This is a genomic window from Mesorhizobium waitakense (assembly GCF_056431085.1).
This window is the reverse complement of sequence record NZ_JBWKME010000016.1, coordinates 78,315-93,930: the sequence shown is the minus strand read 5'-3', so window position 1 is coordinate 93,930 and position 15,616 is coordinate 78,315. Positions and strand designations below refer to the sequence as shown.

General features: G+C 61.4%; 13 protein-coding genes, 1 tRNA gene and 1 pseudogene. 10 read left to right on the top strand and 5 right to left on the bottom strand.

Annotation, left to right across the window (positions count from 1 at the left end; all coding sequences use genetic code 11):
- Positions 1-128: 128 nt before the first annotated feature.
- The 4 genes and pseudogenes from AC07FD_RS03035 to AC07FD_RS03020 form a co-directional block, all read left to right on the top strand.
- Positions 129-1,469, top strand: a pseudogene (locus AC07FD_RS03035) (peptide ABC transporter substrate-binding protein); the annotation flags it as partial.
- A 416-nt stretch (positions 1,470-1,885) separates the two neighbouring features.
- Positions 1,886-2,809, top strand: a complete 924-nt coding sequence (locus tag AC07FD_RS03030; protein WP_478348587.1) for an ABC transporter permease subunit — start codon at positions 1,886-1,888, stop codon at positions 2,807-2,809.
- Entirely contained in the window at positions 2,802-3,923 is a 1,122-nt protein-coding gene (locus tag AC07FD_RS03025) for an ABC transporter permease (RefSeq protein WP_478348586.1), read from the top strand. The genes AC07FD_RS03030 and AC07FD_RS03025 overlap by 8 nt, the downstream gene beginning before the upstream one ends.
- A gap of 17 nt (positions 3,924-3,940) precedes the next feature.
- A complete protein-coding gene (locus AC07FD_RS03020; RefSeq protein WP_478348585.1) occupies positions 3,941-5,560 on the top strand; it encodes an ABC transporter ATP-binding protein in 1,620 nt (539 codons plus the stop codon).
- Positions 5,561-5,569: 9 nt separating this feature from the next.
- On the opposite strand, the gene AC07FD_RS03015 is transcribed toward AC07FD_RS03020, so the two are convergent.
- Positions 5,570-5,914, bottom strand: a complete 345-nt coding sequence (locus AC07FD_RS03015; protein WP_478348584.1) for a hypothetical protein — start codon at positions 5,912-5,914, stop codon at positions 5,570-5,572.
- A 260-nt stretch (positions 5,915-6,174) separates the two neighbouring features.
- On the opposite strand from AC07FD_RS03015, the gene AC07FD_RS03010 reads away from it, so the two are divergent.
- The 4 genes from AC07FD_RS03010 to AC07FD_RS02995 all read left to right on the top strand — a co-directional run bounded on the left by AC07FD_RS03010 (position 6,175) and on the right by AC07FD_RS02995 (position 9,675).
- Positions 6,175-6,546: a hypothetical protein gene (locus AC07FD_RS03010; RefSeq protein WP_478348583.1), complete on the top strand. Its 372-nt coding sequence runs from the start codon at positions 6,175-6,177 to the stop codon at positions 6,544-6,546.
- 950 nt (positions 6,547-7,496) lie between these two features.
- On the top strand, positions 7,497-8,852 hold the full coding sequence (locus AC07FD_RS03005) for a selenium-binding family protein (RefSeq protein WP_478348582.1): 1,356 nt from the start codon (positions 7,497-7,499) through the stop codon (positions 8,850-8,852).
- The gene (locus tag AC07FD_RS03000) at positions 8,849-9,220 is read left to right on the top strand and encodes a 2Fe-2S iron-sulfur cluster-binding protein (protein WP_478348581.1); all 372 of its coding nucleotides are present in this window, start codon (positions 8,849-8,851) and stop codon (positions 9,218-9,220) included. Before AC07FD_RS03005 ends, AC07FD_RS03000 begins: the two co-directional genes overlap by 4 nt.
- 5 nt (positions 9,221-9,225) lie before the next feature.
- Entirely contained in the window at positions 9,226-9,675 is a 450-nt protein-coding gene (locus AC07FD_RS02995; protein WP_206073782.1) for a CoA-binding protein, read from the top strand.
- 65 nt (positions 9,676-9,740) lie between these two features.
- Here AC07FD_RS02995 and AC07FD_RS02990 read toward each other — a convergent pair whose 3' ends face one another.
- From AC07FD_RS02990 to AC07FD_RS02980, 3 genes are all read right to left on the bottom strand, one after another.
- Positions 9,741-10,955 carry an NAD(P)-binding domain-containing protein gene (locus tag AC07FD_RS02990; protein WP_478348580.1) on the bottom strand — a complete coding sequence of 405 codons (1,215 nt, stop codon included), beginning with the start codon at positions 10,953-10,955 and terminating at the stop codon, positions 9,741-9,743.
- A gap of 53 nt (positions 10,956-11,008) precedes the next feature.
- Positions 11,009-11,566 carry an OsmC family protein gene (locus tag AC07FD_RS02985; RefSeq protein ID WP_095089778.1) on the bottom strand — a complete coding sequence of 186 codons (558 nt, stop codon included), beginning with the start codon at positions 11,564-11,566 and terminating at the stop codon, positions 11,009-11,011.
- 321 nt (positions 11,567-11,887) lie between these two features.
- Positions 11,888-11,964, bottom strand: a tRNA-Pro gene (locus AC07FD_RS02980).
- A gap of 200 nt (positions 11,965-12,164) precedes the next feature.
- Here AC07FD_RS02980 and AC07FD_RS02975 point away from each other — a divergent pair.
- Entirely contained in the window at positions 12,165-13,685 is a 1,521-nt protein-coding gene (locus tag AC07FD_RS02975) for a phosphomannomutase/phosphoglucomutase (RefSeq protein ID WP_478348579.1), read from the top strand.
- A gap of 35 nt (positions 13,686-13,720) precedes the next feature.
- Here the strand turns inward: AC07FD_RS02975 and AC07FD_RS02970 are convergent, their stop codons facing one another.
- On the bottom strand, positions 13,721-14,599 hold the full coding sequence (locus AC07FD_RS02970; RefSeq protein ID WP_478348578.1) for an NmrA/HSCARG family protein: 879 nt from the start codon (positions 14,597-14,599) through the stop codon (positions 13,721-13,723).
- A gap of 100 nt (positions 14,600-14,699) precedes the next feature.
- Between AC07FD_RS02970 and AC07FD_RS02965 the strand changes: the two genes are divergently transcribed.
- Positions 14,700-15,599, top strand: a complete 900-nt coding sequence (locus AC07FD_RS02965) for a LysR family transcriptional regulator (RefSeq protein WP_478348577.1) — start codon at positions 14,700-14,702, stop codon at positions 15,597-15,599.
- Positions 15,600-15,616: the final 17 nt, after the last annotated feature.

Here is a 15,616-nt window from a genome sequence, read left to right as displayed (position 1 = left end):
TCCGCGTTAGTGTCTGGGGCACCAGCCGCAGGAAGGGAACCGGCGGCGCGCTCAAAGGGGTCAGACATCGGCTCCGGGGCGTCAACACTTAAGGGCGCGCCGACGGCAGCGCCGACAGGGAGAACTTCATGCTGAAAAACATGTTGAAGGCGACCGTGTTCGCCACAACGATGACGCTGGCCGCAGGCACCTTCTACACGCCGGCTTTCGCCGAGAGCGTCTATAACCGTGGTACCGCCGCCGAATCGGAATCGGTCGATCCGCACAAGACTTCGACCGTCTATGAAGCCAATGTCTTGCGCGACCTGTTCCAGGGCCTGGTCATGCAGGACCAGAAGGCCAACCTCATTCCAGGTGCCGCCGAGAGCTGGACGGTATCGGACGACGGCACCGTCTATACGTTCAAGCTGCGCAAGGACGGCCAGTGGTCGGATGGCAGCCCGGTGACGGCAGATGACTTCGTCTACGCCTTCCATCGCCTGGAAGATCCGGCGACCGGCGCCGAATATGCCTCCATGCTCTATCCCGTGAAGAACGCCGAGGAAGTCAACACCAAGAAGGGCAAGCCGGAGGACATGGGCGTCAAGGCGATCGACGCCAACACTCTGGAGGTGACGCTGAAGGCGCCGACGCCTTACTTCCTCGAGATGCTGACCCACCAGGCGACCTACCCCGTCAGCAAGGCCTCCATCGATAAGCTCGGTGCCGACTGGATCAAGCCGGGCAATCTGGTGTCCAACGGCGCCTATACGCTGGCTGAGTGGGTTCCCAACGACCACATGAAGCTGGTCAAGAATCCGAAATTCTGGGACGCCGCGAGCGTCAAGTTCGACGTGGTCAACTACATTCCGACCGAAGACCGCTCATCGGCGATGAAGCGCTTCGAGGCCGGCGAACTCGACAGCTACGACGATCTCCCGACTGAACAGCTCGCCGATCTCAAGACCAAGTTTGGCGATCAGATCCACGTCGGACCGTATCTCGGCACCTACTATTATGCGATCAAGACCGACAAGGCGCCTTGGGACAATGTCGAGCTGCGCAACGCCATCTCGATGGCGATCGATCGCGATTTCATCGCCGAAAAGGTCTGGCAGAACTCGATGCTGCCCGGTTATTCGATGGTGCCTCCCGGCATTGAAGGCTATACGCCGGCGATGGCCAAGTACGCCGACATGCCGCAGATCGACCGCGAGGACGCGGCCAAGAAGATCCTCGAAAAACTGGGCTATACGCCCGAGCATCCATTGAAGATGGAGATCCGCTACAACACCTCGGAAAACCACAAGAACACCGCGGTCGCCATCCAGGAACAGTTGAAGCCGCTCGGCGTCGACATCACGCTGCTCAACACCGACACCAAGACCCACTACTCCTTCCTCGAGCAGAAGGGCAACTATGACGTGGCGCGTGCCGCCTGGATCGCCGACTACAAGGATCCGGAAACCTTCCTCGGCATCACCCGCAAGGCCAGCGGCAACAACTATTCGGACTACAACAGCGCCGCATACGAAGCGGCCATGGACAAGGCAGCCGCTGCCGGCGGCAAGCCCGAAGAGCGCATGAAGGACCTCTCCGAGGCCGAACGCATCCTCATCGACGACGTCGGCCAGATCCCGCTGCTCTACTACAGCTACCACGACATCGTTTCCTCGAAGCTGCATGGCTTCGTCGACAACGTGATGGACGTGCATCCGTCGCGCTTCGTCAGCAAGGACTGATCCCTGGCCAAGCCGCCGCGCACTGAATGCGCGGCGGCGCTGGTTTGCCATCGCACCGGCCCGGGAACCGGAATCGCTTTTCGGCAATGTCGGTGCGAAGATTTGCAGGCTAGAGCGCAATCGTCCAGCTGGACGCGCGTTGCTCTGGATCAAGCGGGGCACCGATGCTGCGATACGTATTAAGGCGGCTGTTGACCGCCATTCCGACGCTGTTCGTCATCGTGACCATGGCGTTTTTCCTGATGCGCGTCGCGCCAGGCGGCCCTTTCAACCAGGAGCGGGGACTGAGCCCGGAGATCAGGGCCAACCTCGAAGCCCAGTTCGGCCTCAACGATCCGCTCTGGCTGCAATTTTTCCACTATCTCGGCAATCTGCTGCGCGGCAATTTCGGCCCGAGCTACAACATGCCGGATTTCACCGTCACCGAACTGTTCGCCAAGGGCCTGCCCATTTCGGTTCAACTCGGCGCGTCGGCGCTGATCCTGGCGCTGATGCTCGGTTCCGTGCTCGGCACCATCGCCGCGCTCAACCAGAACAAGCTTGGCGACTATACGGTGATTGCGCTGGCGACAGCCGGCAGCACCATCCCCACTTTCGTCATCGCGCCGGTAATCCAGCTTTTGTTCGGGCTGACCTGGAAGCTGTTGCCGATCGGTGGCTGGGGGGATGGCGCTTTCATCAACAAGGTCGGCCCGGTGCTGACGCTCGCTCTGCCGCAGATCGCCATCGTCGCCCGGCTGATGCGTGGCTCGATGATCGAATCCTTGCGATCCCATCATATCCGCACAGCCCGCGCGCTCGGCCTCTCCGACTGGTCGGTGGTGGTCAAGCACGCGTTGCGCGGCGCTATCCTGCCGATCGTCTCCTTTACCGGCCCGGCAGCCGCGGCACTGTTGACCGGCTCGGTCATCGTCGAGACGATTTTCTCCATTCCGGGCGTCGGCCGCTATTTCGTCGATGCCGCGCTCAACCGCGACTACACGCTGGTGATGGGAACAGTGGTGGTGATCGCCATCTTCACCATCGTCTTCAACCTGATCGTCGACGTCATGTACGCGGTCGTCGACCCGAGGGTGCGCTATGACTGACATTGCAGCCACGGCTCCCGCCGTCATCGGCCGCTCGCTCTGGGGGGATGCCTGGGCGCGCCTCAAGGCCAATCGGGCCGCCATGTTCAGCCTCTACTACCTTGCCGCGATTGCGGTCATCAGCGTGTTCGGGCCCTGGTTCGTGCCGCATCAGTACACCACCATCTATGCCGACTATGTGCGCATGCCGCCAAGCCTGTCGGCCTATCCGAAGGCCGAGATGATCGAGACGGCGCTCACCGAAGCGATCAAGCGCATGCGGGTCGACATCAAGGAGTGGCGGCAGGAAGGCAATCAGGTCTTCGTTACCGTCAACTCGACCAAGCCGATCGACGACCGCAATATCCGCTATCTCGATCGTTCCGACGCCTTTGACGACACCAAGATCGAGAGCAAGTCGCCCGATGGGCTCGAAGTGACGATGAGCGCCTCGGTCAAGCAGCAGTATTTCCTGTTCGGCACCGACAACACCGGCCGCGATCTGCTGTCGCGCACGCTGATGGCCGGGCGCATCTCATTGGCCATCGGTCTGCTCGCCGGCGTCGTGGCGGTGGTCATCGGCGTGGTCTATGGCGCTGCGGCCGGCTTTGCCGGCGGCAAGGTCGACGAGGTGATGATGCGCATCGTCGACGTGCTCTATTCCTTACCCTTCATCTTCTTCGTCATCATGCTGGTGGTGTTCTTCGGCCGCAACTTCGTGCTGATGTTCCTGGCCGTCGGCGCCGTGCTGTGGCTCGACATGGCCCGCATCGTGCGCGGTCAGGCGCTGTCGATCCGCCGCCAGGAATATGTCCAGGCGGCCGAAGCCATGGGCGTCGGCCAGCGCGGCATCCTCTTGCGCCACGTCATACCCAACCTGCTCGGTCCCGTGGTGATCTACATGACGCTGCTGGTGCCCCAGGTCATCATCCTGGAGAGTTTCCTGTCGTTCCTCGGGCTCGGCGTGCAGGAGCCGATGACCAGCTGGGGCGTGCTGATCTCGGTCGGCGCCAAGAACATCGGCACCGCCAACTGGCTGCTCCTGTTTCCCGCCTTCTTCCTCGTCTCGACGCTGTTCGCCCTGAATTTCGTCGGCGATGGCCTGCGCGACGCGCTCGACCCGAGGGATCGATAAACATGGGGACCGCTGAGATGGCTGCTTCCGAAACGATCCTCAGCGTCAAGGACCTGCGCGTCCGCTTCCGCACGCTCGACGGCGCGGTCGAGGCTGTGAAGGGCATCAACATCCACGTCAATGCAGGCGAAACCGTTGCCGTGGTTGGCGAATCCGGATCCGGCAAGAGCCAGACGATGATGGCGGCGATGAGCCTGCTGGCGTCGAATGGCGAAGCCACCGGCAGTGTCGACTATCGCGGCCGCAACCTTCTGACATTGAGCAAATCCGAACTAAACAAGGTCCGCGGCGCCAAGATCAGCATGATCTTCCAGGAGCCGATGACCTCGCTCGATCCGCTCTATTCGATCGGCAACCAGCTGATCGAACCGATCCGCCGGCATCGGGGCTTGAATGCCGCCGAGGCGCACGAAGAGGCGCTCAAGCTGTTGCGCCTCGTGCATATCCCCGATCCCGAGCGGCGGATGAAATCCTATCCGCACGAAATGTCGGGTGGCCAGCGCCAGCGCGTCATGATCGCCATGGCGCTTGCCAACGACCCGGACATCCTGATCGCCGACGAGCCGACGACGGCGCTCGACGTGACCATCCAGGCGCAGATCCTGATGCTTCTGGCCGAGCTGCAACGCAAGCTCGGCATGGCGATCGTCTTCATCACCCACGATCTCGGCATCGTCCGGCGCTTCGCCGATCGCGTCTATGTCATGCGCCAGGGCGAGGTCGTCGAGGAGGGGGAGGCGGAGGCCATCTTCGTCAATCCGCAGCATGCCTATACGAAAATGCTGCTGGCGGCCGAGCCGACCGGCAGCAAGGCGCCGCCGCCCGCCAATGCCCCGGTGGTGCTCGAAGGCAGGAATGTCGAAGTGACGTTCAGGATCGGCGGCGGGTTTCTTGCTGGCGAGCCGCTGATGCTGCGCGCTGTCGATCACATTTCGATCAGGCTGCAACGCAACCAGACCATCGGTATTGTCGGTGAATCCGGCTCGGGCAAATCGACGCTCGGCCGCGCCTTGCTGCGGCTGTTGCCGAGCGACGGGCTCATCCGTTTCGGCGACCGAGACATTTCCACTGCCGACCGGCAGGCGATGCGGCCGCTGCGGCGCCAGATGCAGCTCGTCTTCCAGGATCCGTTCGGCTCGCTGTCGCCGCGTATGACCGTCGGCCAAGTCATCACCGAAGGGCTTCTGGTGCATGAGCCGAACCTGTCGGGCAAGCAGCGCGATCAGCGCGCGGTCGAGGCCCTGAACGAAGTCGGCCTCGATCCCAATGCACGCAACCGATACCCGCACGAATTCTCCGGCGGACAACGGCAGCGCATCGCCATCGCCCGGGCCATGATCCTGAAGCCCAAGCTGGTGGTGCTGGACGAGCCGACCTCGGCCCTCGATCGCTCGGTGCAGAAGCAGATCGTCGAACTGCTGCGCAAGCTGCAGGCCGACCACGAACTGTCCTACCTCTTCATCAGCCACGATCTCTCGGTCGTGCGCGCCATGGCCGACTACATCATCGTCATGAAGCAAGGCAAGATCGTCGAGGAGGGGCCGACCGAGGCGATCTTCAGCAATCCGCAGCACGCCTACACACAGACGCTGATGGCCGCCGCGATCGACGTCACACGCTTCAGACTGAGCGCCTGAAGCTCAAGTTCACTGCGATGGCGAGGTGCATCTGCGTGCCCTGGCGCTGGCGAGAGCCTCTTCCTGCTGCTTAAGTCGGTCGATCCTGGCCGTTTCACGGTCGGTGACCGCGGTTTTCACGCGTGAGCCGCCCAGCAGCCAGCGCGGGACGCTTGCGTTGGCCACCTTGCCGCGGGTGACCGCGGTTTGCGAGATGTCACGAGCGATGCCTCCCAGCGCGCTGTTGAGCTCCGTGCAGCTTATGCTGTCGTATTTCGCCGGATCGACGGTTCGGCCGATCGAGGAACAGCCGGCGACGAGAAACAGCGCAATCACAAGAACGGGTGGCGAGGCTGTCGTTGAAATCAGATTCATGTCCGCACCCGGCATCGCCGCTTGATTGGCTCTATCATATGCATCGAACTACCTAGAGCCGACGGCCACCGTCGTCAAAGTTTCCGATCGCTGGGGCACCCATCGCTGAGCCGAGCCCATCGCCGCGAACACACGCCGGGTTTTCCGCAAATTCAGCAACGTTCTCGATCACTCGAAGTTGGCGTCCGTCGAGTGCTCTAAATCAATGACTGGCAAACAGGGAAAGCCCGTCCCGGCTGATGCTGGGGCGGGCTTTCCTTTTGGTCCTCGCTCTGCCCGGCAGTCGGCGATCAGTAGCCGTCGTTTTCGATCACCACGGGGTGGTGGCGATAGTGACGGTGAGTGGAAATGGAGCCCGTCACGACGACAGTGTCTGGGCGATGATGTCGGCTTACGACGACGGTGTCTCGATGATGATGCCGGCGGCCATGATCGTAGAACGCAACTTCGCCGTGGCGGCGGTGATGCAAGCGCTGACCGTCCTCGTTGATGATCCTGACGCTGTTGTGGTGTCGATGGTGGGTTCTGATAACCACATCGGCCTCGGCTGCCGAAGCTATGGCCGGCAAGCCGACGGAAAGCGCCAACGCGCACATGATCATTGTTTTCATTGTAGTTTCTCCATTTCCTGAAATTAGCCCTTCGTTTGGATAACTGCCCGCGATCACTTTGGTTCCGGCCTTCTTGGGGCCAGCCTGAAACATATGCGGCAAGTCGGAGGAACGGGTGATCGCCGCCTAGGGCTGAGAAGGGGCTGCCTCTCGCTGATGGTACTTGCAAAGAACGATGCGTCTTGACGCGTCAGTCTCGCTCACGTCGGGCAGCACAACGATCTGCCCCCAAAAATCGCAATATCTGGCTACTGCCTCCGGCAGCTCCTTACCGCTCATGCCAGAGATCGCAGCGATATCACCTTCGCTACAGTTGGTCTTTCCGGAGAGCTGCGCTGCCGCCGCTACTATCTTGCATGACCGCTCGTCGTTTGCCTGCGAGGGCGCGCAACCGCAAGCAAGTGCGATTGCTGCTGTGACAACCAATTTGCGCATGTTGGCTCCGGACCTGACCGGCATTCTGTCGCCGCCGTAACTTCAAATATGAAGCGCAGCTAATACAAAGGCAAATTCACCAAGCCATCTCTCGATTTGCCAAATGGCGGAACATTAGGCGCACCTAATTGTTCTACTACTCACAGCCGACACCCGTGTCCGCTGAAGATCAGCCGGCAAAGGTTGGTCGGCCCGCGTTCTCCGCCAGAGGCGCGGGCTTCCCCAGGCAACAGGAGAGAGATCATGAACAACATCATTTGGCTCGTTGGCGCGGTGGTCATCGTGATAGCGATATTGAGCTTCTTCGGCCTCCGATAGGTGCGACGCGAGTTCTGGCCGGTCGCCCGTTCATCGGCCCGTCGGCCTTTCGTCGACTTTCCTGTTCCTCTGAGGCTTCCGTGGGGAGGAGCGGGGGTGTTCGCATTCCGTCCCCCGGCGGCCAACCCGGCCGTAGCGCCGATGCCAAGCATGCACTAACATCCCAGCCTGACCCCGTAGGGGCTGCCCAGTGATCTGTTCAAATTGGGGACGCACCCATGACCAATCATTGCTGTGGACCGGGCTATGCTTCTCCAGCCGAGGCGATGACCGCACCTCGCGAAAAGCTGCTCTATACGATTGCCATCTACACCGGCACGGGCATTCAGAAGCCGGACTATTTGTGCACCATTGATGTCGACCCCGAGAGTTCGACCTACAGCCAAGTGATTTCACGTTTGCAAATGCCGGGGATTGGCGATGAGCTTCATCACTCGGGCTGGAATGCCTGCTCGTCGTGCCATGGCGATGCGAGCATGGAGCGGAAATATCTGATTGTGCCCGGTGTGCGCTCGTCCAATCTGCACATTGTCGATTGCGGTACCGATCCCCGCAATCCGACACTGTTCAAAGTCATAAATGGCGCTGAGATCAAAACCAGGACCAACTTGTCGGCACCGCACACGGTGCATTGCCTCGGCTCGGACATCATCGTTTCCATGCTTGGGGACGCTCAGGGCAATGCCCCGGGCGGCTATTTGCAACTCAGCAAGGAGTTCGAGATTGTCGGCCGTTGGGAAAACTCCATGGGCGGTATCAAGTTTGGTTATGATTTCTGGTACCAGCCGCGACACAACGTAATGGTCAGTTCGGAGTGGGCCGCTCCCAATACCTTCATGCCGGGTTTTGACCTGGAAGAGGTTGGCCATCTAAAATATGGCCGAGAGATCCATTTCTGGGATTTTGAGAAGAAGGAGCCGAAGCAGACATTCTATCTCGGTGAAGATGGCCTGATCCCACTGGAAGTGCGGTTCCACCACAATCCCGACAGCAGTCACGGCTTTGTTGGCGCGGCCCTTTCAGCAAATATCATCCATTGGTGGAAGGATGCGGCGGGTGATTGGCAATGGGAAAAAATTATCGATGTCGACAATGAGCCACATCCCGAATGGCCGATCCCGATTCCGGGCGTGATCTCGGTCATCCTGCTCAGCATGGACGATAGATACCTCTATTTTTGTAACTGGTTGCACGGCGACATCCGTCAGTACGACATCTCGGACCCTCACAATGCCAAGCTTACTGGACAAGTGTGGATGGGCGGACTTCTCGGCCGTGCGCCTGTGGTCAATGGGGTGAAAGTGACTGGCGGACCTCAGATGATCCAGCTCAGCCTCGACGGCAAGCGCCTGTATGTGACAACCTCGCTTTTCTCCACCTGGGACAATCAGTTCTATCCGGAAATCCGCACCAATGGCGGATGCATGCTGATGGTCAATTGCGATACGGAAAACGGCGGCATGGAAATCGATCCGCGATTTGTTGTCGATTTTGGCAAGGAACCAAATGGACCAAGCCGCTGCCATGAAACCCGTTATCCCGGCGGTGATTGCACGAGTGACATCTGGGTATGACCAGCTTCACCATCACTCTCGCCAACCAAGGCGGTGCGGCCTTTGACGTCGATCACCGCAAGCCCCTCTTGCAAAGCTTGCGCGAGCAGGGCGTGGATTTGCCCTACGGGTGCCAGTATGGCGGCTGCATAACCTGTGCGGCCAAAATAATCAGCGGCAAAGTCAATCAGCAAGCGCAGCAGGCGTTGAACAACCGCCAGATCAACAATGGCTACATAATCCTCTGCGTCGCCCGCCCTTTGAGCGACTGCACGCTGGAGGTCGGCGTTGAAAGCCACGACAAACTCTACCGCAACCCCTTCCTTGACCCCCTGGCCGCTCATGAATTGAAAGCCGATATTGCAACCCCGTTGGACGAAGAGAAATGACCCATATGAACCATGATGAGCCCTATCCGGAGGCTTATCTGCAAGGAATTCTGAAATCGGTAAAAACCATCGCGATGGTGGGGGCCAGCCCCGACAAAACCAAGTTTTCCTATGGTGTACTGCGGGTGCTGCACGAGATCGGCTACGATATGATCCCCGTCAACCCCAGTCCCGGTCTGGATGAAATTCGGGGGCTTAAGGTGTACCCGTCGCTGGCGGCCATCGACCGGCCTGTCGATATGGTCGAGGTTTTTCGCCGTTCCGAGGATCTGCTGGACGTTGCTGAGGAGGCCATCGCCATCAACGCCAAGGTTCTGTGGGGTCAGATTGGCGTGCGCGATGACGCTGCCGCTCAGTTGGCGGAGGAAGCAGGCTTGAAAGTAGTGATGAACCGCTGTCCAAAGATTGAGTTGTTCCGCCCCTTCTGGAAGCCGAAGTTGCACCTGGGAATATGATTGCGGGTCACCGAATTCCGAGGTGTCGCGGCAACCGACCTTTTCCCCTGGTCTTGGATTGAATTCTACCCAAGGTACGATGCCAGATGGGCGCTGAGATCACGCGCGTCGTCGCCAGCGCCGTCGATCAGCGCAGATTTGCGGCGGCGCAGAAACTGCATTCCCATCAGGTACAGGCCCGGATGTTCAGCAACCCCGCCGTCGTGACGGACGTAACCCTTGCGGTCGAGGACCGGCAGCTCCAGCCACGAGTAGTCCGGACGGTAGCCGGTGGCCCAAATGATCGTCCTGATCGCGCCGCTGGCGAGGTCGAGGCCGAGCGGCGGGTTGTCCTCGACATGGGTCGGCGGCGGGCGATCCGGCGGCCCGACCGTCGCGTCCAGGCCGTTGTCGCGCGCCCATTCGTCGATGAGGTCGAGCAGCCGGGCCATCTTCAGATCGGAAAGCGCGCACATGTTGCGCAACGACCCCGCAAACTGGGCCTTGCCGTCTTCGGTGATGCCGGCGAGACGACCGACGAGCCGGACCCCGAGATCGACCAGCGCATTGAGGTCGAGGGTGGTGCGGTCGGGTGTGCCGGCAAGCTGCAGCGAAGGAACCCGTCGTGCCCGCCTGATGTCGTCTACCTCGTCATAGCGCTCGTCGAGCACGCCGGCGGCGTCCATCCACCACTCCAGGTCCTTGCCGCGATAGACGCGCGGCGCCCGGATGTGCTCGCCCACCGACAGGGTCACTTGGCGCCCCGAACGCTGCAGCTCCTGAGCGATCTGGGTGCCGCTCGCCGACGCGCCCACCACCAGCACGCCACCGTTGGCGACCTGACCCGGATTGCGATAGGACTGCGCCGTCAGCATGGTGACCGACGGCGGCACGCGGATGGCGAAATCGGGCAGGCGCGCGACGTTGCACGCGCCCGACGCCAGCACCACGGTCCGGCACCGCCACTCGCCGCGATCCGTGCTCACGAGATATCCCGCCCCGTCGCTGCGAACCGAGGTGACGGTCGTGTGGGTTCTGACCGGAGCCGAGATCGCCTTGGCATAGTTCCCGAGGAAATCGATCACCTCTGGCATCGTCCGGTAGCCATCGGGGTCGTCGCCTTCGTAGCGGAAGCCCGGTAGCCGGCTCTGCCAGTTCGGGGTGAGCAACCGCAGCGAATCCCACCGCTCGGTGCGCCAGGTATGGGCAATCTCGCCGCGCTCCAGCAGCACATGGTCGATCGAACGCTCCGCGAGGCAGCGGCTCATCGCGAGCCCCGCGTGCCCTGCACCGACGATCACGGTGGTGACGGAACTAATCGCGCCCTCTCAGAGTCTACCGCTCGAAGTGCCTTTCAATTCACCACGACCGTGACGTTCGTCGGATTGGTGACAATGTCATAGACCGCCGATCGCTTCTGCGACTGAGCGACGAGAGCCTCGATGTCCTCGGGCTTGGCGTCGGCGTCGATGTTGTACTTCACCGTGATGCCGCTGAAGCCGTTGCGGACGTCGCTGTCGATGCCGAGTATGCCGGCGAGATCCATGTCGCCTTCGATTGTAGCCTTCACCGACTTCAACTGGATGTTGCGGTTCTGGGCAACCGCGGCGATGCCGGCGGTCAGGCAACTCGCCAGCCCGACCAGCACGTATTCGACAGGCGTAGCGCCCTTATCCAAGGAAGCGAAGACCTCCGGATGGTCGGCGTCGAATGCGAACGTGGTCTTGCGATGCTGGTCCTGGCCGAGACCGTAGAAGCTCTCGACTGTCGAGTGGCTGTGGGTGCCATCCTTCCATTCGCAAGCCGCACGCCACTTGAATTGCGCGGCTTCCGGGGCGTTGGAAAGCGCTTCCTTTGCGGCGAGAAGCGCCTCTACGTTAACGCCATTGTTGGCCTGTACTTCGGAAGCCATGATTATCCTCCCTACCTTGCACTGGCTCAAAAACCCGACCGATTCCACTGACCTCCTGATCAGATTTCACCATGGCCTGGCATGGTATGGGTAGCGAAGTTTTTCTTCAAGTTGTTTCCGCAGGGATACAGTCGTCCCTCGCGCACCGAGTTGCGCTTGCAGGCGAAGGAGTGCCCTGCATGTCGGTCGACGGCGACCGTGGGACTGCCACAAGGGCATGCCGCGCGTTCACGCGCCTGACCACTGTGGGCGCGGTGGATAAATAGGCGAAGCAATCTGTGGGGTATCGGGAGAAACAAATACCTAAGTATCTGTTTTTTCTGGTCGGAGTGGCAGGATTTGAACCTGCGACCCCCTCGTCCCGAACGAGGTGCGCTACCAGGCTGCGCTACACTCCGTGACCAGACCGCGGGCTTATAGCCGCCGCACTTCGTTCCTGCAAGCGGCAATGGCAGTGGTTCTGTCGCATTTCGTCGTCTTTCGTCGGGCATTCCCGGAAAGCCCGGATTTCCAACCCGGGATAAACCGGGCATAAAGCCTTGTGTGCTAGACCGCCGCCTCGATGGATCGTATTTCTGCCGTCTGGAGCTATGCTGTCTTGCCCCCAAAAATCGTTGGCGAAGCCCGCCCCAACAGCTTCGAATTCGAAACCGAGGCGCTGATCAAGGCGTCGGGTTTTCGCGAATACGACGCGCGCTGGTGGTTCGGTCATGCAGGGTCCACGCAGCCGCCGGAGCTTAATCTGATCGGAGTCCAGGCGCTCGGCATGGGGCTCGGCACGCTGATCCGCCGCCTCGGCGCCGGCCCCGACATCGTCACCGGGCACGATTTTCGTTCCTATTCGCTGTCGATCAAACTGGCGCTGGTCACGGGCCTGATGGCCACCGGTGCAAAGGTGCGGGATATCGGCCTGGCGCTGTCGCCGATGGCCTATTTCGCCCAGTTCGCGCTGGATACGCCGTCCGTCGCCATGGTCACCGCCTCGCACAACGAGAATGGCTGGACCGGCGTCAAGATGGGCGCGGCGCGGCCGCTGACCTTCGGCCCGGAGGAGATGAGCGCCCTAAAGGCGATCGTGCTGGCTGGCGACTTCGACCTCGCCGGCGGCGGTTCCTATGACTTCGTCCGAGATTTCCGTGCGACCTATCTCGATGATCTGGTCCGTGACAAGCGCATCACGCGAAAGCTGAAAGTGGTCGCCGCTTGCGGCAATGGTACCGCCGGCGCCTTTGCCCCGGAAGCGCTTCAACGCATCGGCTGCGAGGTCATCCCGCTCGATGTCGAACTCGACCACACCTTCCCGCGCTACAATCCCAATCCCGAGGACATGAAGATGCTGCATGCCATCAGGGACAAGGTGCTGGAGACGGGCGCCGATGTCGGTCTCGGCTTCGACGGCGATGGCGACCGTTGCGGTGTCGTCGACAATGAAGGCAACGAGATTTTTGCTGACAAGGTCGGCGTCATGCTCGCGCGCGATATTTCGCTGCTTCACCCGGCCTCGACCTTCGTCGTCGACGTCAAGTCGACCGGCCTGTTCAACACCGACGCGGTGCTGCGCGCCAACGGCGCGGTCACCGACTACTGGAAGACCGGCCACTCCTACATCAAGCGCCGCGTCGCCGAACTCGGCGCCGTCGCAGGCTTCGAAAAGTCAGGCCATTTCTTCTTCAATCCGCCGATCGGGCGCGGCTATGACGACGGGCTGGTCACCGCCATCGCCATCTGCCAGATGCTGGATCGCAGCCCCGCCAGTTCGATGGCCGACCTCTATCGCGCGCTGCCGCTGACCTTCGGCACGCCGACCATGTCGCCGCACTGCGCCGACGATGTGAAGTATGGTGTGGTCGAGCGGGTGGTTGCCGATTTTCAGGCGATGAAGCGCGATGGCGCGAGCTTCGCCGGCCAGAAGATCATCGATCTGATCACCGTCAACGGCGTGCGCGTGGTCGCCGAGGACGGCACTTGGGGACTGGTGCGGGCGTCGTCGAACAAGCCGGAGCTTGTCGTGGTCGTCGAAAGCCCGGTGTCGTCGCAGCGACGCCTGCAGATGTTCGAGGCCGTCGACGACGTGCTGCGCCGCAGCCCCGAAGTCGGCGCCTACAACCAGACTTTCTAAGCTTCAGGACCCGATCGCGGCGTAGCGACGCGTACTCAGCCGGCTGAAGTTAGGGCGCTCCAGTCGAACGCTCGCGCCCAGTCGGCAAAACTGTGCCAGCGGACCTCCGGGAAATCCTTGCGCAAGGCGGCGATATCGACGTCGTAGCCGACGCGGTCGAACCATTCGAACATCAGCGCCGCATCCTCGCTTTGCTGGCGCGCCACGGCGAGCGGGATTTCCTGATAGCGGATCGGGCGACCGATGGCCTCGGACAGGATTCTCGCTTGCTCTTCGCCCGACAATTCGTCCCCGGCGAAATCGAAGCGCTTGCCGAACACCTGTTCTCGCCGCTCGGCCAAGGCCGCGACGAAGCCGCCAATGTCCGCCAGCGAGACCAGTTGGAGGGCGCGTTTGGAAGGCATCGCGAAGGCATAAGTGCCCTGGCTGAGCGCGCCGATCGACCATGGCGCGACGACATTCTCCATGAAGGCGACCGGCGCGCTGATCGTGTAGGGGATACCGAGCCCGACGACATGTTTCTCGACAAGATACTTGCTTTCGAAATGCGGGATGCCGGTCTTCTTGTCGGCGTCGGCAACGGATGAATAGATCAGGTGTCCGACGCCGGCAGCCTTGGCCGCGTCGGCGGCGATGATACCCTGGCGGGTTTCCTCCTGCATGCCAGCCTCATAGCTGTTGCCCATCAGGAACATGGTCTCGACGTCTTTTGCGGCCCTGACGACAGAGGCTGCGTCAGCGAGATCGCCAGCCACGATCTCGGCGCCCACCGACGCCAGTTGCCGTGCGGCCTCACTGTCCGGCTTGCGCGTCAGGGCCTTGACGCGATGTCCCCTGGACAACAGGGCGTGCGCAACCGCGCCGCCTTGCTGGCCTGTCGCGCCGGTTACCAGAATGTTTCGTTTGCTTGCCATGGTGTGTGTTCCTTCTTGTTTGGCTGAAGCAAAGTTAGGATCTTTCACATTGATGCATAGTTAGCTATAATTGAAAAACATCGTCCCAGTTTTGGATACAATGATCGACCTCAACGATATCGTTGTGTTTGCTCGCATCGTCGAAGCCGGCAGCTTCACCGCTGCCGCGCGCCTGCTCGCCATGCCCAAGACGACGGTCAGCCGCCGCATTGCCGCGCTCGAACGCGAAGTCGGCGTCCGCCTGCTGCAGCGCACGACACGTAGCCTCAACCTGACGGATGCCGGGCGTCTATACTATGAGCAGAGCAGCCAGGGCCTGCGCGCCATCGAGGAGGCAAATCTGCGCCTGGCGGAGGCGAGGGCGGAGCCGTCGGGCACGATCCGCATTTCGGCCCCGGTCGGCTTTGGCGGCCATTTCCTGATCCGCGCCGTGGTCGACTTTCTCGCAATGTATCCGAAGACCAATGTCGAACTCCGCCTCACAGACGACAGGCTCAACCTGGTCGAGGACGGCATAGACCTCGCTTTCCGCACCGGGATGCTTCAGGATTCGACGCTGATCGCCCGCAAGCTCGGCTCCACGCACCGGCTGCTCGGCGCCAGCCCGGACTATCTCGCCCGGCACGGCACGCCGCAAAGCCCGGCGGACCTCACGCACCATCAATGCGTCATCGCAGGCGCTTCGGCCTCAGGCGCCCATTGGGTGCTGGAAGGGCCACACGGCCAGGAAACGGTCATGGTGGCAGGGCGGTTTGCCGCCAATGAAATGCAGGCGGTCGTTGCGGCCGCGCTCGCCGGCTTCGGCATCGCCCAATTGCCCCAGGCGATGGCCGAAGGGCTGATCGAGGAGGGGCGACTGCAGCGCGTTCTCGCGGATTACACGACACCGGCCGGCGGCCTGCATGCCCTCTATCCGAGCAGCCGGCACCTTTCGCCCCTGGTCAAGGCATTTATCGAGCTTGCATCCAAACGCATTTCCAAGGGCATAAACACCGCTTAAGGCTTGTGTAGTAGCAC